The following is a 21808-nucleotide window of genomic DNA, read 5'->3' on the forward strand; positions in this document are numbered from 1 at the left end:
TCTTAAGTGTTCAGTGCAAATTCGGTAACGCAGTGTCTTTAAGCAACTGGGCAGCGGCGGCAATATCCGGCGCCAGCCAGCGGTCCTGCTCGTAAGCGGGGACCACTTCGCGCAGCAAGCGCCAGGCGTGGTCGGTACCGGCGCCCAAGCGCTGGTCCTTGAGGAACTCGAACGCCTGGGCCGCCAGCAAGTATTCGATGGCAAGAATCTGGGTGACGTTGGCCAATACCTGGTGCAGCTTGAGCGCGGCGTTGGTGCCCATGCTCAGGTGGTCTTCCTGCAGGCCCGAGGTGACGAAGTTGTCGAGCACCGCCGGTTGCGCCAACTGGCGGTTTTGCCCGCACAAGGACGCGGCGACGTACTGCACGATCATCATCCCGGAGTTGACCCCGGGGTTGCTGACCAGAAAGGCCGGCAAGCCGCTGACGTGCGGATTGATCAGGCGATCCAGGCGGCGCTCGGCCACCGAGCCGATTTCGGCCATGGCGATGGCGAGCATGTCGGCCGCCAGCGCCACGGACTGGCCGTGGGGGTTGGCCTGGGAGACCACGCGGTAGCTGACCGGCGTGCCGAGCACCAAAGGGTTGTCGGTGGCGCTGTTGAGTTCGGTCTCGATCTGGCGCGTGGCGTGCTCCACCTGATCGCGGGCCGCGCCGTGGATCTGCGGGATCGAGCGAATGCTCAAGGCGTCCTGGGTGCGGATACCTTTGCTGCTGGCGATCACCTCACTGCCGTCGAGCAACGCACGCAGGTTGCTGCCCACTTGCTGCATACCCGGGTGCGGCTTGAGGGCGATGATTTCTTCGTCGAAGGCATCGATCTGGCCGCGCTGGGCTTCGAAACTCATGGCGCCGATCACGTCGGCCCATTGCAACAGGTGGTGCGCGTCGGCCAGGGCCAGGCAACTCAGGCCGGTCATGCACGGCGTGCCGTTGACCAGGCACAGGCCATCCTTGGCACCGAGTACCACGGGCTGCAAGCCTTCAGCCTGCAACGCGTATTGCGCCGTGACGATCCGGCCGCGGTAACTCACATTGCCGATGCCGAGCAAGGCCACACCGACATGGGCCATGTGGGTCAAATACCCCACCGAACCCTGGGATGGCACTTGCGGCGTGATGCCGTGATTGAGCAGCGCCAGCAACGCGTGCACCACCTGCGGGTGCAGGCCGGATTTACCGTGGCTGTAGTTGATGATTGCCGCGCACATGATCGCGCGGGTCTGCTCGTCGCTGAGCACCGGGCCGACGCCGCAGGCATGGCTGAGCAGCGTATTGCGCGACAGTTGGCTCAGTTGCCCGCCCTCAAGCGACACATTGCACAACGCGCCCAGGCCGGTGTTCACACCATAGGCGCGCTCGCCGCTGGCGACGATGCGCTGCACGATGGCCTGGGCATTGTCGATGCGCGCCCAGGCGTGACCCGAGAGTTCGAGCACTGCGCCGTGGCGAGCAACGGCGGCGACGTCCTGCCAGCGCATCGGGGCGTCGGCGATGATGATTTTGGTTGCCTGGGACATCGTTGACCTCTTCATATTCTCTAAACCTTTGGCGGCCTCATCGCGGGCAAGCCCGGCTCCCACATTTGAACTGTGTGAACCCAATCAAATGTGGGAGCTGGCTTGCCTGCGATGGCGTCCGTCAGACCACCGCCGCCCGCCGCTGAACAAACCGATCCACATACTCGTCCGCCGGCGAATGCAAAATCTCCCGCGGCGTGCCGACCTGGATCAACTTGCCGTCCTTGAGGATCGCAATGCGGTTACCAATGCGCACGGCTTCGTCGAGGTCATGGGTGATAAACACGATGGTCTTGTGCAGGGTCTTTTGCAGCTCGAGCAACTGGTCCTGCATTTCGGCGCGGATCAGCGGGTCGAGGGCGCTGAAGGCTTCGTCCATCAGGATGATGTCGGTGTCTGCGGCCAAGGCGCGGGCCAGGCCCACTCGCTGGCGCATACCGCCGGAAAGCTGGTGTGGGTATTTGCTTTCGTAGCCCTTGAGCCCCACGGTTTCAATCCAGTGCAGGGCGCGCTCAGCGCATACCTGCTTGGTTTCACCGCGCACTTTGAGGCCGTAGGCGACGTTGTCGAGCACGCTCTTGTGGGGCAACAGGCCGAAGCTCTGGAACACCATGCTGATCTTGTGGCGACGGAATTGGCGCAGGGCTTCCATGTCCAGTTGCAGGATGTCTTCGCCGTCCACCAGGATCGCGCCGCTGGTGGGATCGATCAGGCGGTTGAAGTGGCGCACCAGCGTGGACTTGCCGGAACCTGACAGGCCCATGATCACGAAGATCTCACCCGTGCCGATGCTCAGGGACAGATCGTTCACGCCGACCACGCAACCGGTCTCGGCCAGTACCTGATCCTTGGTCTTGCCCTGGCCGACCATCGCCAGGGCGTCCTTGGAACGGGCGCCGAAGATCTTGAAGACGTTCTTTACTTCGATTTTGCTGACAGTCGTCATTTGCTCGCCTCATGCCGTGGGCGGCCATAAGCCTGGGTAATGCGGTCGATGACCACTGCGAGAATCACGATCGCCAGCCCGGCTTCCAGGCCACGGCCGACGTTGAGGGTCTGGATGCCGACGAGCACGTCTTCACCCAAGCCGCGGGCGCCGATCATCGAGGCGATTACCACCATCGACAGCGCCATCATGGTGGTCTGGTTGATCCCGGCCATGATGCTCGGCAGCGCCAGCGGCAGTTGCACGCCGAACAGTTGCTGCCAGCGGTTGGCGCCAAAGGCGTTGATGGCTTCCATGACCTCGCCATCGACCTGGCGAATGCCCAGGTCCGTCAGGCGAATCAGCGGCGGCGCGGCGTAGATCACCGTGGCGAAAATCGCCGGCACCTTGCCCAGGCCGAACAACATCAGCACCGGGATCAGGTACACGAAGCTGGGCATGGTCTGCATGATGTCCAGCAGCGGCATCAGCACCGAACGCAGGCGATTGCTGCGCGCCGACAGGATGCCCAGGGGAATGCCGATCAGCACCGAGATCACCGTGGCGACCATCATCAGTGCCAGGGTTTGCATCAGCTTGTCCCACAGGCCAACCGCGCCCACCAGGAACAGCAAACCGACGATCACCGCTGTGGTCACCAGCTTGCGCGTGGCGTGCCAGGCGATGCCCCCGACAATGGCCAGCATCAGCCACCAGGGCGCCATGCGGAGCAGGCCTTCCAGGTTGACGATGGCCCATAGCAGGGTGTCGGAGATGTGCCGGAACACATCGCCGTAGTTGGTGACCAGCGAGTCCACCCAACCGTTGACCCAGTCGGCGATGGAAAACGTAAAACTCTCAGGAAACATATCGTGCTCTCGATCCAGTGGGTTGTGGCCAGCCGCCCGGCCACCCCTGAGGGTAGCCGTGCACACTTGACCTACAAGGCCGCTTCGATTTTCTTGGCTGCGTCGTCGCTCACCCAGGCGTGCCAGACTTCAGGATGTTCCTTGAGGAAAATTTTCGCCAGTTTCGGCGACTCGATTCGCTCCTTGGCCATGCGGCCGAGGTTCTGGTTGAGCAGGTCGATGGGCAGGTTGACCTTTTCCAGCACGGCCACCAGTTCTGGCGCTTGTTCGTGGAAGGTCTTGGACAGACCGACCTTGATGCTTACGCTTTTATCCACACCGGGCTTTTCTTCCAGTTTGACCAGGTCGACCTGGCCCATCAGCGGTGTCGGCGACCAGTAGTAGAACAGGATCGGCTCGCCGCGCTTGTAGCTCGACAGCACCGCCGCATCCAGCGCCGGGCCGGTGCCTGGGCGGAAGTTGGTGTAGGTGCTTTCCAGGCCGTAGCTCTTGAGCATTTCGCTGTTGTCCAGCTCACAGGTCCAGCCGGCCGGGCAGTTGTAGAAACGGCCCTTGGAGGGCTCTTCCTGATCCTTGAACACCGAGGCGTATTTGGCCAGGTCGGCGATGTTTTTCAGGTCCGGGGCCTTGGCTTCCAGCTTGCGCTTGGCGTCGCCCTCGATCACATAACGCGGCACGTACCAGCCTTCCACCGCGCCGACCACCGGGGCACCTACACCGACGACTTTGCCGGCCTTCTCGGCCTTGTTCCAGACTTCGCTGCGGCCTACCCACTCTTCGGCGAAGACCTGGATGTCGTTGCTACCCAAGGCGTTTTCCATGGTGATGGAGTTGCCTGGCAGGCTGTCGGTTTTGCAGTCGTAGCCTTTTTCCAGCACGGTTTGCAGGATGTCGGTGAGCAACATGCCACTTTCCCAATTCAGGCCGGCGAATTTCACCGGCTTGCCGGATTCGCACCAACCGGCCGCCTGGGCGCCGGCGCTTGCCAGCAAGCCCGCTGAGAACAAGGTAGCCAGCAAGGTCTTATTCATAGTCATTGTTGTGACGCTCCCAATCATGAAATGGATTACGGCAGTCAGTAGGCGTCCTGCCCTGTCCACGTCCCATCAGGCTTGTGCAGCCAGCCCGTTTGTTGTGGGTAAAGCGCCCTGCTCTGTCGGCAGGATCAGGTGATCGGGTACCGTGCCGTGCCATTTTTTCGCACACACGTAATACAGGGCCGCCGGCAGTACCAGGCCGATGATCCAGGAGATGTCCACGTTACCCAGCGCGGCCACCAAAGGGCCGGTGTAGAACTTGGTCGAGATGAACGGCAACTGCACCAGCACGCCGAAGACATAGACACTGATACCCAAGAGGTTCCAGCGGCCATAGCGACCGTTCGGGTCGGCCAGTGCCGGCACGTCATAGCGCTCGCGGGTGATGCAGTAGTAATCCACCAGGTTGATCGCGCTCCAGGGCGTGAAAAACGCCAGCAGGAACAGGATGAACGACTTGAACGCACCGAGGAACGAGTGCTGGCCGAGCAAGGCGATCAGGGTTGCCGTACCGACGATGGCGAGCACGAACACCAGGCGCTGCACACGCGTGACCTCCAGGCGACCACGAAAGCCGCTGATGATGGTCGCAATGCACATGAAGCTGCCGTAGGAGTTGAGCGTGGAGATGGTGACCTTGCCGAACGCGACGCTGAAGTACAGCAATGCAGCGGTGGCCCCCGTGCCGCTCAAGCCAACGATGTAGGCCACTTCATGCCCGGCAAATTGGCCATTGGACATGGCCGCAGCGAACACGCCGAGTACCATTGCCACCTGCGCGCCGATGACCGAACCCGCGCCAGCGGCGAAAAAGGTTTTCACCGACGACGTGTTGCTCGGCAGGTAACGCGAATAGTCCGCCACATAGGGGCCGAAAGCGATCTGCCAGGAGGCCGCAAGCGACACGGCCAAAAGAAAACTGCTCCAGCTGAAATGTCGGATTTGCAGGAGCGCGCCCACGTCGGTCTGGCTCATCAGGCGGCTGAACAGATACACAAAGGCAATCACGCCAATGACGCTGGCGACACGGCCAATGAAATGGATCACCCGATAACCCAGCACGGTGACCAGCACAATGACACTGGCGAAAATCAGGATACCGACGCTGTCGCTGACCCCGAACAACTGGCCCAGCGCCTGCCCCGACAGCACGGTGCCGGTGGCGGTAAAACCCAGGTACATCAAGCACACCAGTACGATCGGGATAGCCGCACCATACACACCGAACTGCACCCGGCTGGAGATCATCTGCGGCAAACCAAGCTTGGGGCCTTGCGCCGCATGCAGCGCCATGACCCCGCCACCGATCAGTTGACCGACCAGCAGGCCGATCAACGACCAGAACACATCACCACCCAGCACCACGGCCAGGGCCCCAGTGACAATCGCGGTGATCTGCAGGTTGGCACCCATCCATAGGGTGAACTGGCTCAATAGACGACCGTGTCTTTCCGCTTCCGGGATGTAGTCGATCGAGCGCCTTTCGATCAACGGGGTGGTGTCGTTTGCAGCCATGTTGTTCAACCTCTGATGGATTGTCTTGGGGTTGCCGCCGATCCAATGTGGGAGGGGGCTTGCCCCCGATTGCGGTGTATCAGCCAACAGATCAGATGACTGACCCGCCGCTATCGGGGGCAAGCCCCCTCCCACATGGGTCACTTGATCATCGGCAGGTTGAGGCCCTGCTCTTTGGCGCAATCGATAGCAATCTGATAACCGGCATCGGCATGACGCATCACCCCTGTCGCCGGGTCGTTATGCAGCACCCGCGCAATCCGCTCGGCCGCTTCATCGGTACCGTCGCAGACGATCACCATGCCTGAGTGCTGAGAGAAGCCCATGCCCACGCCACCACCGTGGTGCAGCGAGACCCAGGTCGCGCCGCTGGCGGTGTTGAGCAAGGCGTTGAGGAGCGGCCAGTCGGACACGGCATCGGAACCGTCCTGCATGGCCTCGGTTTCGCGGTTCGGGCTGGATACGGAACCGGAGTCCAGGTGGTCACGACCGATCACCACAGGGGCGGACAGCTCGCCGCTGCGTACCATTTCGTTGAAAGCCAGGCCGAGCTTGGCGCGCTGGCCCAGGCCGACCCAGCAGATACGTGCCGGCAGGCCCTGGAAGCTGATGCGCTCGCGGGCCATGTCCAGCCAGTTGTGCAGGTGGGCGTCGTCCGGGATCAACTCTTTGACTTTGGCGTCGGTCTTGTAGATGTCTTGCGGGTCGCCAGACAGCGCCGCCCAGCGGAACGGGCCAATGCCACGGCAGAACAGCGGGCGGATGTAGGCCGGTACGAAACCCGGGAAGTCGAAGGCATTTTCCACGCCCTCTTCCTGGGCCATCTGGCGGATGTTATTGCCGTAGTCGAAGGTTGGGATGCCTTGCTTCTGGAATTCCAGCATGGCCTTGACGTGCACGGCCATGGACTGCTTGGCGGCCTTGATCACGGCAGCCGGCTCGGTTTTGGCGCGGGCGCGGTATTCGTCCCAGGTCCAGCCGGCCGGCAGGTAGCCGTTGAGCGGGTCGTGGGCGCTGGTCTGGTCGGTGACCATGTCCGGGCGCACGCCACGCTTGACCAGCTCCGGCAGAATTTCGGCGGCGTTGCCCAGCAGGGCGATGGAAATGGCCTTGCCTTCCTTGGTGTACTTGGCGATGCGCGCCAGGGCGTCATCGAGGTCGGTGGCTTGTTCGTCGACATAGCGGCTGGCCAGACGGAAGTCGATGCTGACCTGTTGGCACTCGATATTCAGCGAGCAGGCGCCGGCCAGTGTCGCGGCCAACGGTTGCGCGCCGCCCATGCCGCCGAGGCCAGCGGTGAGGACCCAACGGCCCTGAAGGTTTGAATCGTAGTGCTGACGGCCAGCTTCGACGAACGTTTCATAGGTGCCCTGGACGATGCCTTGGCTACCGATGTAGATCCAGCTGCCGGCGGTCATCTGGCCGTACATGGCCAGGCCCTTGGCATCCAGTTCGTTGAAGTGCTCCCAACTGGCCCAGTGTGGTACCAGGTTGGAGTTGGCGATCAGTACGCGCGGGGCGTTGCTGTGGGTCTTGAACACGCCGACCGGCTTGCCGGACTGCACCAGCAGGGTTTCGTCATCGTTCAAATGGGTGAGGCTCTCGACAATCTGGTCGTAACATTCCCAGTTGCGCGCCGCACGGCCAATACCGCCGTAAACCACGAGTTCCTTGGGGTTCTCGGCCACTTGTGGGTCGAGGTTGTTCATCAACATGCGCAGCGGCGCTTCGGTCAGCCAGCTTTTGGCGGTGAGCTTGTTACCGCGGGCGGCGCGGATTTCGACGTCACGGTATTTTGTAGACTTGGTCACTGCTAGGACTCCTCGGCGATCGATGCGCGAACATGGATGGTGCGAAGGAAGCTCTTACGCACACATCTTTACTTGTATGTACAAGCATATGCAATCGAGCGGCCAACTTTAGCCGGGAGTGGTTGGGATTTTTTTGCACGGGGCGTGCGAGCCTTGTAAATCAAGGCTTCAACGCTTGATGAAATTTCTTACGGAGGTTTTTTGCAGCAAGGGGAATTTGTCACGGCAGCGAAGCTTTGCATCACGCTGGGGCATTCGGTAACAAATTGGTGCGCGGGTTGGAAACAGATTTTGTGAACAATGCAAAAACAAATGTGGGAGCTGGCTTGCCTGCGATAGCAGTGTGTCAGTCAGCACATCCTAGGCTGATACACCGCTATCGCAGGCAAGCCAGCTCCCACAGTTTTTAACCGAGTGCGGTCAATTCGATTACGCAGCTGCGGCCGCTGACCGAGATATCCAGCAAGCCAGTGTTACCGTCCACTTGCAGGCAATCGTGATGGCCGAGCTTCTCGCCCAACACCTTCACCTCATCCGCCACGCTGAACACCAACACCGTCTGCGCCGTGCTGAAAAACTGCTGCACACCATCCACCCACTGCAACCGTGCATGGTAACGCTCGGGCGAGTAGATCAGGTTGAAGTCGCGGATCGGCCCAGTGATCAAGCGGCAGGAAACCTGGCTTTCACCCTGGAACGCGAACGGCTGCAACGGTAACAAGCCGCGCTGCTCCTCGCCGTCCACGGTCAACACCATGCCCGCGCCCTTGATCACCGTGATCACGCGCTGGTAACCGGCGAAGGTGGAAAAACCACCCGACTCAGCGATATCGGCAATCGACACACGCCAGCCAAATCCATCCAGGCCGGTGCCGGCGTCGCGGCTGATTTCTTCGGTGCTGCCGCCAGCGTTTTTCCACGGCATGCGCACGTAGTCGGCGGCGCGCCAGACCTTCACTGTACTCATTTGCTGAAACGTCCTTCCAGGCTGTGACGGGAACCGGGGTGGATCAATCGCGCAGCGGTTACCGGCTGGCGACCCGACCAGGTGCGACGGCGAATCAACAGGCACGGCTCGCTCGGCTCGATCTGCAACAGCTTGCACTCGGCTGCGTCGGCAAGGATCGCTTCGACCACATGCTCACCCTCGGTCAACGGCGCGACCTGGTTCAGATAGGCATAGGGGGTTTGCTGGGTGAAGTCCTGCTGCAAATATTGCGGCGCAACCAGGGCGTTGACGAAACGATCTTCGATTTGCACGGGAATATCGTTCTCGTAATGCACAATCAACGAGTGGAACACTCGCCCACCTTCACGCATTTCCAGGGCGACGGCGCGTTCGGAACCCGCGGCCTCTTCGCCCAGGGTGATGACCTGGCACGTGTGCCGATGCCCGCGGGAAGCGATTTCATCGGCAATGTTGTGCACTTCAAACAGCGCCGACTGGCTCTTCGGCTCGGCCACGAACGTACCCACGCCTTGCATGCGCACCAGCAGACCTTCGGCGGTAAGCTCACGCAGGGCGCGGTTAATGGTCATGCGGCTGAAACCCAGCTGGCTGACCAGTTCGCTTTCCGACGGCACGCGGTAATGGGGCGGCCAGTTGCCGTTGAGGATCTGCTGGCTGATCATCTGTTTGACGCGGGCATACAAGGGCGCCGGACTTTCGTCCATGTGGGCAGCCAGCGAAGACTTGGCAGGCGGAGTCGGCACGAGGAATCCTTGCAGGGGAAAAAGATGCATAGATTGCCGGAGTTTACCGAGCAGGCAAACGTCTGTATATGTATATACAAATAAACACACGACCGGGGTGCCTTGATCATGTCCGCTTTCTTTGCCGAACGCGCGCTGCTGCCTAATGGATGGGCCAACGATGTACGTCTTGAAGTCAGCGCCGATGGCCTGCTGACCCATGTTGAGCCCAATGCCAGTGCAGACGCTGCCGAACGGCTCAGAGGCCCAGTATTGGCGGGCATGCCAAACCTGCATTCCCATGCCTTCCAGCGCGCAATGGCAGGTCTGGCCGAAGTGGCCGGCAACCCCAATGACAGTTTCTGGACTTGGCGCGACCTGATGTACCGCATGGTCGGCAAGATCAACCCCGAGCAGTTACAGGTCATCGCCCGCCAGCTGTATATCGAAATGCTCAAGGCTGGGTACACCTCGGTGGCCGAGTTTCATTATGTGCATCACGATACCAACGGCCAGCCTTATGCCGACCGTACGGAACTGTCACGCCAGATCAGCCTGGCAGCCGCCAGCAGCGGGATCGGCCTGACCTTGCTGCCGGTGCTCTATACCCACGCAGGTTTCGGTGGCCAGGCGCCGAATGAGGGGCAGCGCCGGTTTATCAATAGCACCGAGCACTACCTGGACCTGCAAGCGCGTTTGCAGCCGATCCTGGCGGCACAACCTGCGCAGCAACTGGGCCTGTGTTTCCACTCCCTGCGTGCGGTCACCCCCGAACAGATCCAGCAAGTGCTGGCGGCCAGTGACAAGACCTGCCCGGTGCATATCCATATCGCCGAGCAGCAAAAAGAAGTCGACGATTGCCTGGCCTGGAGCGGCAAGCGCCCGCTGCAATGGCTGTATGACAACGTTGAAGTGGACGAGCGCTGGTGCCTGGTGCACGCCACTCATGCCGATGCTGACGAAGTGACGCGCATGGCCAACAGCCGAGCGATTGCCGGTTTGTGCCTGACCACCGAAGCCAACCTGGGCGATGGGATTTTCCCGGCGGTGGATTTCCTTGCCCAGGGCGGACGCATGGGTATCGGCTCCGACAGCCATGTTTCACTGAGCGTGGTGGAGGAATTACGTTGGCTGGAATACGGCCAGCGTCTTCGCGATCAACGGCGTAATCGCCTGTATCGCAGTGATCAGCCAATGGTTGGCCGCACGCTGTTCGATGCTGCGCTGGATGGTGGCGCACAGGCGCTTGGCCAGCCGATCGGGCGGCTGGAAGTCGGCAAGCGGGCGGATTGGATTGTGCTGGACGGTAGCGACCCGTACCTGGCGACCGCCAGTGAGGATGGGATTCTCAACCGCTGGCTCTTCGCTGGTGGCGATCGGCAGGTGCGCGATGTGCTGGTCAATGGCAAATGGGTGGTGCGGGATGGGCATCATGCCGGTGAAGAGGAAAGCAACCGGGCATTCACCCAGGTCCTGAAGGCTTTGTTGGGCTAACGGCCAACACCTAACAAATGTGGGAGGGAGCAAGCCCCCTCCCACATTTGATTACTGCGAACTCTTGGCCATTTGTTTATCTGAAGTACGCCAGATCAACCGCGTAGTGTCATACCCCTGCTGTCGCGCCCTGCTCAACAGGTCCTCGCGCGTCTCGGCACTCACCGTCGGCGTGCGCGACAGGATCCACATGTAGCGCCGGCTCGGGCTGCCGACGATGGCGGTCTTGTAGTCATCGCTGACATACAGCACCCAGTAATCGCCCTTGGCAACGCCCGGCAACAGTGACGTAAACCAGTTATTGAATTCCACCCAGAGCTTGTCGGTTTTGCCAGGCACCTGCGGCGTGGCCGTGCCTTTGGCTTCTTGCCACTTCCATTCAGGCGTCAGGCAGCGGTTGAACACCGACATGTCGCCATCCGGCAGCAAGGTGTAACGCGCCTCGGACTGCGCGCAGTTGCGCTGGAAGTACATCGGCAATCGGGCCAACTCATACCAGGTGCCCTGGTAACGCTTGAGGTTGACGTTGGTTGCCGTCTTGGGTTGCAGATCATCGCCAGAATGGCTGGCGCAGCCCGCCAAAAACAGGCTGGCGCAAAGGAACAAAACAAAACGCATCATTCTTCTTCTCCCGCAGGCTCGCGCCCCGGTTTACTTCAGGCCTTGCCCGGAAAACATCAGAACTTTGTCACCGGCGTACTGCACGCTGATAAAGCTGTTTTTATCGCCCCAGGTGCAGCTGGACATGCCCAGCGCACCGGAACAATCGGTCGGCTTACCCAGCAACGACTCCACCTCGGCCTTGGCCATGCCAGCCGACAGTTTCTGGTAGTTTTCTTGAGTGACCTTGCTGCAAGCGGCTAACAGCACGCAAAAAGTCAGCAGGGCGAGACGGCGTAAAGACATGGAAAAGCTCCTGGAGAGACAAAGCAGCTGGGGTATCTGCCAGAAGCTTAGAAGGGAAAAGGGGTGTCTGGTTCCCGACGAGCGAAAACAAAAAAGCCCCGAAAACGCTGAAACGTTTCGGGGCTTCTTCAAGGGTGAACGGCCTCACAACCCAGTGGATAACTTATCGCCGTGTATTACTTCTTGTGGTAGCTGGTCACACGCTCAACTTCTTCCTTGGAACCCAGGAACACCGCCACACGCTGGTGCAAACCTTCAGGCTGGATGTCGAGGATGCGCTGGTGGCCATCGGTGGACGCACCGCCTGCCTGCTCAACCAGGAACGACATCGGGTTGGCTTCGTACATCAGGCGCAGTTTGCCCGGCTTGGACGGCTCGCGGCTGTCTCGTGGGTACATGAACAGGCCACCACGGGTCAGGATGCGGTGCACATCGGCAACCATCGCAGCGACCCAGCGCATATTGAAGTTCTTCTTCAACGGGCCTTCTTCGCCTTCCATCAACTCGTTGACGTAGCGTTTCACCGGTTCTTCCCAGTGACGCTGGTTAGACATGTTGATGGCGAATTCCTGGGTAGAAGCAGGAATCGAAATGTCTTCGTGGGTCAGCACGAAGCTGCCCATTTCGCGGTCCAGGGTGAAGCCTTTGACGCCATCGCCCAGGGTCAGCACCAGCATGGTCTGTGGACCGTAGATGGCATAACCGGCAGCGACCTGCTCGGTGCCCGGCTGCAGGAAGGCCTTTTCGTTCAGGGCTTCGTTCTGGCTCAGGTATTCATTCGGGCAACGCAGTACCGAGAAGATGGTGCCGACCGGTGCATTGATGTCGATGTTGGACGAACCGTCCAGTGGGTCGAATACCAGCAGGTAAGCGCCTTTCGGGTACTTGCCAGGGATCTGGTAGGCATTGTCCATTTCTTCGGACGCCATGCCGGCCAGGTGACCGCCCCATTCGTTGGCTTCGAGCAGGATTTCATTGGAGAGTACGTCGAGCTTCTTCTGCACTTCACCTTGGACGTTTTCAGTGCCCATGCTGCCCAGGACGCCGCCCAGTGCGCCTTTGGAAACGGCGTGGCTGATTTCCTTGCAAGCACGCGCCACCACTTCGATAAGGAAGCGCAGATCGGCAGGCGTGTTGTTGCTGCGGGTCTGCTCGATCAAATAGCGACTCAGGGTAACGCGGGACATGGAAGGCTCCGGAGAATGGGGGGCTGAAAACCCGCGCAGTTTAACGCGAGTCGAGGGTTATTTCCTCTAATCAGAGGATTTAACGCCAATAGAGTTCACGACCTGGCGCCACGACCCTCTCCAACATCGCAGAACCCATGTGGGAAGGGGCTTGCCACCTCCCACATTTTTTAACCGCAGTGGTCAGTCGAGGGCTTTCCAGATCTCGGTGGCGTACTCGCGGATGGTCCGGTCCGAGCTGAACCAGCCCATGCGCGCGGTATTGAGCACCGCCGAGCGCCACCATTCCTTGGAGTCGTGCCAGTGGGCTTCGACCCGCGCCTGGGCATCCCAGTAGGAGTCAAAGTCGGCACACACCAGGAAACGGTCGTAGTCGATCAGCCCATCGATCAGGCCCACATAGCGCCCCGGATCATCCGGCGAGAACACCCCGCCACGGATCGCTTGCAACACGTCGTTCAAGCGATGGGACGCGGCGATGTCCGGCCCGGCGTTGAACTCACCGGCGTGCTTGCGGGCTTCCACCTGCTGGGCACTGAGGCCGAAGATAAACATGTGCTCGGCACCGACCCGCTCGTGCATCTCCACGTTGGCGCCGTCCATGGTGCCGATGGTCAGCGCGCCGTTGAGGCCGAACTTCATGTTGCTGGTACCCGATGCTTCAAAGCCGGCAGTGGAAATCTGCTCCGACAAGTCCGCCGCCGGAATGATGCTCTCCGCCAGGCTGACGTTGTAGTTGGGCAGGAACACCACTTTGAGCAAACCGCGCACGGTCGGGTCGTTGTTGACGGTGCGGGCGATGTCGTTGGTCAGCTTGATGATCAGCTTGGCCTGGTGGTAGCTGGCTGCAGCCTTGCCGGCGAAGATTTTCACCCGTGGCACCCAGTCGGTGCCCGGCTCGGCGCGGATCGCCTGGTACAGCGCCACGGTGTGCAGCAGGTTGAGCAGTTGGCGCTTGTACTCATGAATGCGCTTGACCTGCACATCGAACATCGCCGCCGGGTTGATCGCGATACCCAGGCGCTCATGGATGATCTGGGCCAGTGCCCGCTTGCTGTGCAGGCGCTGTTCAGCGAAGGACTTGCGGAAAGCCTGCTTCTCGGCGAACGGCTCCAATTCGATCAAGCGCTGCTCGGGCTGGTCGAGAATATCCGGCCCCAGGGCTTCCACCAGCATATCGGTCAGCTTGGGGTTGGCCTGGTACAACCAGCGGCGGAAGGTGATGCCGTTGGTTTTATTGTTGATGCGCTCGGGATACAGCTTGTGCAGCTCGGAGAACACCGTGCTGCGCATCAACTGGGTATGCAGGCCCGATACACCGTTGACGCTATGGGAGCCGAGGAATGCCAGGTTGCCCATGCGCACGCGGCGGCCGTTGTCCTCTTCGATCAGCGAGACGGCGCGCAGTACGTCGAAGTCGTGGATGCCCTTGGCGCGCAGCGAGTCGATGTGTTGGGCGTTGATCAGGTAGATGATCTGCATGTGCCGGGGCAACATGCGCTCCATCAGACCTACGGGCCAGGTTTCCAGCGCTTCGGGCAGCAAGGTGTGGTTGGTGTACGACAGGGTTTCGACGGTGACATCCCACGCGGCTTCCCACGGCACGTCATGCAGGTCGACCAGTTGGCGCATCAGCTCGGCCACGGCGATGGACGGATGGGTGTCGTTGAGCTGGATCGCGGCGTGTTCGCCCAGGCTCAGCACCGAACCGTGCATGTTCTTGTGGCGGCGCAGCAAATCCTGCAAAGACGCCGAAACGAAGAAGTACTCCTGGCGCAGGCGCAGTTCCTGCCCCGCTTCGGTGCTGTCGGCCGGGTAAAGCACGCGAGAGATGCTTTCGGCACGGGCTACTTCGGCGACGGCGCCCAAGTGGTCACCGGCATTGAAGCGCTCCAGGTGCAAGTCTTCCACTGCCCGTGCACGCCAAAGGCGCAGGGTGTTGACGCTGGCGCCACGCCAGCCGACTACCGGGGTGTCATAGGCAACAGCCCTGACAGTTTCGTTGGGCGACCACACCTGGATCATCTTGCCGGAGGCGTCCGCCAGGGTTTCGACGCTGCCGCCAAAGCCGATCGGGTAAATCACTTCGGCGCGTTCGAACTCCCAAGGGTTACCAAAATCCAGCCAGCGTTCGGTCTGCTCCTGCTGCCAGCCATCAACGATGGCCTGGCGGAACAAGCCGTGCTCATAGCGAATGCCATAGCCATGCCCGGCAATCCCCAAGGTCGACATGCTTTCCATAAAGCACGCCGCCAGACGGCCCAGGCCACCATTGCCGAGCGCCGCGTCGGGCTCAAGCAGGCGGATGCGCTCCAGATCGACGCCCAACTCCGACAGCGCTTCACGGGCGATCTCCAACACGCCCAGATTGCTCAGGCTGTCGTACAACAGACGGCCAATGAGAAATTCCAGCGAGAGGTAATAAACGCGCTTCTGGCCTTTGCGATAAATACGCCGCGTGTGGTCCATCCAGTGATCGACCATCTGGTCGCGGGCGGCCAGGGCAATGGCTTCGAACCAGTCATGGTCAAAGGCGTGATCCGGGTCTTTGCCCACCGCGTAGGTGAGTTTGGTCAAGACAGCATCGCGGAATGCGGCTACCTCTGCTTCTCGTGCAAGCGGTTCCTGAGACATCGGTGCGACCTCGGGCGAGATTGAAGGAGTTGCTAGAGCCTAGTCGGTCTGACAGACGGTAGACGTGCTGGTTCGGCAGTTTTTTAACTCATTCACCATTGGCTGAATTTGATGCAGGGGTCGTGCCCGATCAGGCCGCGGCGAAGCCTTTGAGCTGAAACCTGCAAAATATTGTTCAAAAAACCACCAATCCCGGTATGATCCCGCGCCCGTATACCGCCCCACCCTGGAACCCTGATGAAGCCTCAACTGATCGCCGCCGCGGAACTCGACCGTCTCGAAACGTGGCAGAAATATTCCGCCCACATGTGCGGCGGCTGCGTGTCCAGCTGTTGCACCCTGCCGGTTGAGGTGAAGATCAAGGACCTGATCCGCATTGGCATCGTCGACGAGTTCGAGCGCGGCGACCCGCCGAAGAACATCGCCAAGCGTTTGCAGAAAGAAGGCATCGTCGAGCGCTACAACAACAAATCCGAGATTTTTACCCTGCAGCGCATGAGCAACAACGACTGCCTGTATCTGGATCGTAAGACGCGCTTCTGCACTATTTATGACAAGCGCCCGGATACTTGCCGCAACCACCCGAAAATCGGGCCGCGGCCGGGGTATTGCGCTTACAAGCCCAAGGAAGTGGTACGCGAGACCAACTTCAAGACTCTCGATAAATTCTGACTCGGGTTTTGTAGTGTTCTGAAGGGCCTCATCGGGGGCAAGCCCCCTCCCACATTTTGATTTGGGAACACATTCAACTGTGGGAGCTGGCTTGCCTGCGATGGAGCCAGTAAAGACGACACACAAACTGCGGGCACAAAAAAACGCCCCCGGCCTTTCGACCGGGGGCGTTTTTCATTCAGCCTGAGTTAACTCAGTTCTTGGCTTTCTTGGCAGCGCGGGTACGCTCGCCTTCGTCCAGGATCTTCTTACGCAGGCGGATCGACTTAGGCGTGACTTCGCACAGCTCGTCGTCCTGGATGAATTCCAGGGCCTGTTCCAGGGTGAAGCGAACAGGTGGGACCAGAGCGATGGTTTCGTCTTTGCCCGAAGCACGCATGTTGTCGAGCTTCTTGCCTTTGGTTGGGTTGACGCCCATGTCGTTGTCACGGCTGTTCAGACCAACGATCTGGCCGTTGTAGATCTCTTGACCGTGTTCAACGAACAGCTTGCCACGCGCCTGGAGGGTTTCCAGGGAGTAGGTCAGCGCCTTGCCGGTTTCTACCGATACCAGAACACCGTTCTGACGGCCGGACATGTCGCCGGACTTCATGGTGTCGTAGCGATCGAAGATCGAGGTCAGGATGCCAGCACCGTTGGTCAGGGTCAGGAACTGGTTACGGAAACCGATCAGACCACGAGCAGGGATGTTGTATTCCAGACGTACACGGCCTTTGCCATCCGGCACCATGTTGGTCAGGTCGCCCTTACGCAGGCCCATCTCTTCCATGACCTTGCCCTGGGATTCTTCAGGGGTGTCGATGGTGACGTTTTCGAACGGTTCCTGCTTCACGCCGTCAACAGTACGGATGATCACTTCCGGACGACCAACACCCATTTCGAAGCCTTCGCGACGCATGGTTTCGATCAGTACCGAGAGGTGCAGCTCACCACGGCCGGAGACCTTGAACTTGTCAGCCGAGTCGCCTTCTTCAACGCGCAGAGCAACGTTGTACAGCAGCTCCTTGTCCAGACGCTCCTTGATGTTACGGGAGGTCACGAACTTGCCTTCTTTACCGCAGAACGGCGAGTCGTTTACCTGGAAGGTCATGGAAACGGTTGGCTCGTCAACGGTCAGAGGCTTCATCGCCTCAACGTTGTCCGGCTGGCACAGGGTGTCGGAGATGAACAGCGAGTCCATGCCGCTTACGCATACGATGTCGCCAGCGAAAGCTTCTTCAACGTCGATGCGGTGCAGACCGTGGTGACCCATCAGCTTCAGGATACGACCGTTACGCTTCTTGCCGTCGGCGCCGATAGCGACAACCGGGGTGTTCGGCTTGACGCTACCACGAGCGATACGGCCAACGCCGATAACACCCAGGAAGCTGTTGTAGTCCAGTGCCGAGATTTGCATCTGGAACGGGCCGTCACGGTCAACTTTCGGCGCGGGTACGTTGTCGACGATCGACTGGTACAGCGGGGTCATGTCTTCAGCCATGTCGGTGTGGTCAAGACCAGCAATACCGTTCAGGGCCGAGGCGTAGATGACCTGGAAGTCCAGCTGTTCTTCGGTGGCACCCAGGTTGTCGAACAGGTCGAAGATCTGGTCCAGAACCCAGTCCGGACGCGCGCCTGGACGGTCAACCTTGTTGATGCACACGATCGGACGCAGGCCGGCTTCGAAAGCCTTCTTGGTCACGAAACGGGTTTGCGGCATAGGGCCGTCTTGAGCGTCAACCAGCAGCAGAACGGAGTCAACCATCGACATTACGCGTTCTACTTCGCCGCCGAAGTCGGCGTGGCCCGGGGTGTCCACGATGTTGATGTGGTAGCCGTTCCAGTTGATGGCGGTGTTTTTTGCCAGGATGGTAATACCGCGCTCTTTTTCCTGGTCGTTGGAGTCCATCACGCGCTCGTCGTTGAGCTCGTTGCGCTCCAGGGTGCCGGATTGACGCAGGAGTTTGTCTACCAGGGTGGTTTTACCATGGTCAACGTGAGCAATGATGGCGATGTTACGTAGATTTTCGATCACTTGTGTATCTCGATCAGAGGATTCGGTGTGCTGACAGGTCGTGGCAGCGATTAACAGTAGAGTCAGGCCTTGCCGTTACAGCTTGACGGCAGAGTCGGGGGGCCGGTGACGCAGGCCACAGGCAAACAGCCCCGGGCTCTTAGCTCGGTCGATAAACGCGCACATTGGCATGCCCCTCACTGAGCAAATGGTGGGCATGCAGGCGACTCATCACGCCTTTGTCGCAATACAACAGGTACTGACGGCTGTTATCCAGTTCCTTGAAACGCGCGTTCAGTGCGTAGAACGGCAGCGTTTGCACGTCGATGCCGGCGATTTCCAGCGGCTCATCCTCAGCGGCATCCGGGTGACGGATGTCGATGACGATCTGGCCGGCCAGGGCTTCGCTGACTTCTTCGATTTTTACATCCTGGCCCAACTCGTCGATCACCCGATCGATTGGGACCAGCTTGGCGTTCTCGAGCGCACGCTCCAGAATCGCCATGTCGAATTCTTTCTCTTCATGCTCCACGCGGTGACGCTTGGCGTGGGTCTTGGGGTTCACCGAGATGACCCCACAGTACTCGGGCATGTGCTTGGCAAAGTCGGCGGTGCCGATTTGCTCTGCCAGGTCGATGATGTCCTGCTTGTGGCTGGCGATCAGCGGGCGCAACACCAGCTTCTCGGTGACGCAGTCGATGATCGACAGGTTCGGCAGCGTCTGGCTGGACACCTGGGAAATCGCCTCGCCGGTCACCAGCGCGTCGATCTGCAATTGATCGGCGATTCGGGACGCGGCGCGCAACATCATACGCTTCAATACCACGCCCATATGACTGTTATCGACTTTGCCGAGAATTTCGCCCAGCACTTCCTCGAACGGCACGCTTACAAATAGCACGCGCTGGGAGCTGCCGTACTTCTTCCAGATAAAGTGCGCAACTTCCATCACGCCCAATTCATGGGCACGCCCGCCCAGGTTAAAGAAGCAGAAGTGGCTCATCAGGCCGCGGCGCATGATCTGGTAGGCCGCCACCGTGGAATCGAAACCGCCGGACATCAATACCAGGGTCTGTTCCAGGGCGCCCAGCGGGTAGCCGCCGATGCTGTTGTGCTGGCTGTGGATCACAAACAACCGTTGGTCGCGAATTTCCATGCGCACTTCAATTTGCGGCGCTTTAAGGGAAATTCCAGCGGCGCCGCACTCGCGACGCAGCTTGCTGCCGACGTATTTCTCGACATCCATGGAGCTGAAGGTGTGCTTGCCGGCACGCTTGCAGCGCACCGAAAAAATCTTCCCTTCAAGCGCACTGCCGTAGTGCTGCTTGCACTTTTCGGTGATGTCGTCGAAGTCGCCCAGCGGGTACTCATCCACCTGCAGGAAATGCGCGATGCCCGGCATGCAGCTCAGGCGCTCGGTCATGTCCTTCAAGGCTTTGGCGTCGGTAATGCGGGTTTCCAGCTCGAGGTTGTCCCACACGCCGTTCACCACCACAGCCGGGTCCAGGTCACGGAGCACGGCACGGATGTTCTTGGCCAACTGACGGATGAAACGCGTCCGTACCGGTCGGCTTTTGATGGTGATCTCGGGGAAGACTTTAACGATTAATTTCATGGAAACAGCGCGCGCCGGGCCTGCTGAAAAAGGGGGGCGCGGATTATAGCGGAAATCGCTCAAGGTTTAACCAGTTAATATGCATCGAACGTGCAACGCACCAAAACAGGTCATTTACACAAATAAACGCTACATTGCAGTGCGCTATTTCTCGCGCTTTGGCCTATTGCACCGCTATAGGGGCCATTTTGAGGCAAAAAGACCATGTTGGCGCACTGGCATGTAATTTGCTCTCTTGTGAGGCAGGTTGCCTTGGCGGAGTATCCGCGCCGGCATCACCCACATTCTAAGGGCTAACTCCACTACCCAAGCCCGAAGCCACCCGGAGGACACCATGTCGAAGTCGGTTCAACTCATCAAAGATCATGACGTTAAATGGATTGATCTGCGCTTCACGGACACAAAAGGCACTCAGCACCACGTGACCATGCCGGCTCGCGACGCGCTGGATGATGCTTTCTTCGAAGAAGGCAAAATGTTCGACGGTTCCTCCATCGCCGGCTGGAAAGGCATTGAAGCTTCCGACATGATCCTGATGCCGGACGACAGCACTGCCGTGCTGGACCCGTTCACCGAAGAGCCGACCCTGATCCTGGTCTGCGACGTGATCGAACCGTCGACCATGCAAGGCTACGACCGCGACCCACGTGCGATCGCCAAGCGTGCCGAGGAATACCTGAAGTCCACCGGTATTGGTGACACTGTATTCGTGGGCCCGGAGCCAGAGTTCTTCATCTTCGACCAGGTGAAGTTCAAGTCCGACATCTCCGGCTCCATGTTCAAGATCTACTCCGAACAAGGTTCGTGGATGTCCGACCAGGACGTGGAAGGCGGCAACCATGGCCACCGTCCAGGCATCAAAGGCGGCTACTTCCCGGTTCCACCGTTCGACCACGACCACGAAATCCGTACCTCCATGTGCAACGCCATGGAAGACATGGGCCTGGTCATCGAAGTGCATCACCACGAAGTGGCGACTGCCGGCCAGAACGAAATCGGTGTGAAGTTCAACACCCTGGTGGCCAAGGCTGACGAAGTTCAGACCCTGAAGTACTGCGTACACAACACTGCCGTCGCTTACGGCCGTACCGCTACCTTCATGCCCAAGCCTCTGTACGGCGATAACGGTTCGGGCATGCACGTTCACCTGTCCATCGCCAAAGAAGGCAAGAACACCTTCGCAGGTGAAGGTTATGCCGGCCTGTCCGACACCGCCCTGTACTTCATCGGCGGCATCATCAAGCACGGTAAGGCCCTGAACGGCTTCACCAACCCGTCGACCAACTCCTACAAGCGTCTGGTCCCAGGTTTCGAAGCTCCGGTAATGCTGGCCTACTCGGCGCGTAACCGCTCTGCCTCGATCCGTATTCCTTACGTGTCCAGCCCGCGCGCTCGCCGTATCGAAGCTCGCTTCCCGGACCCGGCTGCCAACCCATACCTGGCCTTCGCTGCACTGGTCATGGCCGGCCTGGACGGTATCCAGAACAAGATCCACCCTGGCGACGCCGCCGACAAGAACTTGTACGACCTGCCGCCTGAAGAGGCCAAAGAGATCCCACAAGTGTGCGGCAGCCTGAAAGAAGCCCTGGAAGAGCTGGACAAGGGCCGTGCGTTCCTGACCAAAGGCGGCGTGTTCAGCGACGACTTCATCGACGCTTACATCGCCCTGAAAAGCGAAGAAGAAATCAAGGTGCGCACCTTCGTACACCCACTGGAATACGAGCTGTACTACAGCTGCTGATCCGGTAGCGTTGCTAAGGTAGCGTGATGAAAAAGACCTCCTTCGGGAGGTCTTTTTTTTGCCTGGGCGTTATGCAGCTTCAAATCTGCAAACCCAATCAAAAAGGTGGGAGGGGGCTTGCTCCCGATGGCAGAGTGTCAGGCAATATGTGTGTTACTGACACACCGCCATCGGGAGCAAGCCCCCTCCCACAAGGAG

At 59.8% G+C, this 21808-nt stretch carries 17 protein-coding genes; 3 read left to right on the forward strand and 14 right to left on the reverse strand.

The features are described 5' to 3' along the window. Window positions 1–10 precede the first annotated feature (10 nt). The 8 genes from hutH to hutC form a co-directional block, all read right to left on the reverse strand. Window positions 11–1519: a histidine ammonia-lyase gene (gene hutH, locus E3O56_RS14940; protein ID WP_032878339.1), complete on the reverse strand. Its 1509-nt coding sequence runs from the start codon at window positions 1517–1519 to the stop codon at window positions 11–13. 121 nt (window positions 1520–1640) lie between these two features. Beyond that, window positions 1641–2465 (reverse strand): glycine betaine/L-proline ABC transporter ATP-binding protein, encoded by an 825-nt coding sequence (locus E3O56_RS14945; RefSeq protein ID WP_050549364.1) that lies wholly within the window; start codon window positions 2463–2465, stop codon window positions 1641–1643. Beyond that, the gene (locus tag E3O56_RS14950; protein ID WP_032878340.1) at window positions 2462–3313 is read right to left on the reverse strand and encodes a proline/glycine betaine ABC transporter permease; all 852 of its coding nucleotides are present in this window, start codon (window positions 3311–3313) and stop codon (window positions 2462–2464) included. Before E3O56_RS14950 ends, E3O56_RS14945 begins: the two co-directional genes overlap by 4 nt. 71 nt (window positions 3314–3384) lie before the next feature. After that, complete coding sequence (locus tag E3O56_RS14955) at window positions 3385–4350, reverse strand: ABC transporter substrate-binding protein (protein ID WP_148853046.1); 966 nt, start codon at window positions 4348–4350, stop codon at window positions 3385–3387. A 69-nt stretch (window positions 4351–4419) separates the two neighbouring features. After that, window positions 4420–5865, reverse strand: a complete 1446-nt coding sequence (locus E3O56_RS14960) for a cytosine permease (RefSeq protein WP_248128479.1) — start codon at window positions 5863–5865, stop codon at window positions 4420–4422. A 140-nt stretch (window positions 5866–6005) separates the two neighbouring features. After that, complete coding sequence (gene hutU / locus E3O56_RS14965) at window positions 6006–7676, reverse strand: urocanate hydratase (protein WP_032878345.1); 1671 nt, start codon at window positions 7674–7676, stop codon at window positions 6006–6008. Window positions 7677–8082: 406 nt separating this feature from the next. Further along, on the reverse strand, window positions 8083–8643 hold the full coding sequence (locus E3O56_RS14970) for a HutD family protein (RefSeq protein WP_248128480.1): 561 nt from the start codon (window positions 8641–8643) through the stop codon (window positions 8083–8085). Continuing rightward, window positions 8640–9350 (reverse strand): histidine utilization repressor, encoded by a 711-nt coding sequence (gene hutC / locus E3O56_RS14975; RefSeq protein ID WP_171905445.1) that lies wholly within the window; start codon window positions 9348–9350, stop codon window positions 8640–8642. The genes E3O56_RS14970 and hutC overlap by 4 nt, the downstream gene beginning before the upstream one ends. A gap of 147 nt (window positions 9351–9497) precedes the next feature. Here hutC and E3O56_RS14980 point away from each other — a divergent pair, with 147 nt between their 5' ends. Beyond that, a complete protein-coding gene (locus tag E3O56_RS14980; protein ID WP_032878347.1) occupies window positions 9498–10862 on the forward strand; it encodes a formimidoylglutamate deiminase in 1365 nt (454 codons plus the stop codon). Window positions 10863–10913: 51 nt separating this feature from the next. Here E3O56_RS14980 and E3O56_RS14985 read toward each other — a convergent pair whose 3' ends face one another. From E3O56_RS14985 to E3O56_RS15000, 4 genes are all read right to left on the reverse strand, one after another. Beyond that, on the reverse strand, window positions 10914–11483 hold the full coding sequence (locus tag E3O56_RS14985; protein WP_032878349.1) for a lipocalin family protein: 570 nt from the start codon (window positions 11481–11483) through the stop codon (window positions 10914–10916). A gap of 30 nt (window positions 11484–11513) precedes the next feature. Next, a complete protein-coding gene (locus E3O56_RS14990) occupies window positions 11514–11768 on the reverse strand; it encodes a hypothetical protein (RefSeq protein ID WP_005783949.1) in 255 nt (84 codons plus the stop codon). 176 nt (window positions 11769–11944) lie between these two features. Beyond that, the gene (locus E3O56_RS14995; RefSeq protein ID WP_032878350.1) at window positions 11945–12955 is read right to left on the reverse strand and encodes a class 1 fructose-bisphosphatase; all 1011 of its coding nucleotides are present in this window, start codon (window positions 12953–12955) and stop codon (window positions 11945–11947) included. A gap of 183 nt (window positions 12956–13138) precedes the next feature. Then, window positions 13139–15589 (reverse strand): glycogen/starch/alpha-glucan phosphorylase, encoded by a 2451-nt coding sequence (locus tag E3O56_RS15000; RefSeq protein WP_078820070.1) that lies wholly within the window; start codon window positions 15587–15589, stop codon window positions 13139–13141. Window positions 15590–15826: 237 nt separating this feature from the next. Here E3O56_RS15000 and E3O56_RS15005 point away from each other — a divergent pair, with 237 nt between their 5' ends. Next, entirely contained in the window at window positions 15827–16261 is a 435-nt protein-coding gene (locus tag E3O56_RS15005) for a YkgJ family cysteine cluster protein (RefSeq protein WP_003187815.1), read from the forward strand. A gap of 193 nt (window positions 16262–16454) precedes the next feature. Here E3O56_RS15005 and typA read toward each other — a convergent pair whose 3' ends face one another. Beyond that, window positions 16455–18275, reverse strand: a complete 1821-nt coding sequence (gene typA, locus E3O56_RS15010) for a translational GTPase TypA (RefSeq protein ID WP_005783945.1) — start codon at window positions 18273–18275, stop codon at window positions 16455–16457. 139 nt (window positions 18276–18414) lie between these two features. After that, the gene (gene thiI, locus E3O56_RS15015; protein ID WP_005783943.1) at window positions 18415–19869 is read right to left on the reverse strand and encodes a tRNA uracil 4-sulfurtransferase ThiI; all 1455 of its coding nucleotides are present in this window, start codon (window positions 19867–19869) and stop codon (window positions 18415–18417) included. A 334-nt stretch (window positions 19870–20203) separates the two neighbouring features. Here thiI and glnA point away from each other — a divergent pair, with 334 nt between their 5' ends. Beyond that, window positions 20204–21610: a type I glutamate--ammonia ligase gene (glnA, locus tag E3O56_RS15020; RefSeq protein WP_005783941.1), complete on the forward strand. Its 1407-nt coding sequence runs from the start codon at window positions 20204–20206 to the stop codon at window positions 21608–21610. The last annotated feature ends 198 nt before the right edge of the window (window positions 21611–21808 follow it).

Source organism: Pseudomonas sp. W2Aug9 (assembly GCF_023127755.1).
Taxonomy (GTDB): domain Bacteria; phylum Pseudomonadota; class Gammaproteobacteria; order Pseudomonadales; family Pseudomonadaceae; genus Aquipseudomonas; species Aquipseudomonas synxantha_A.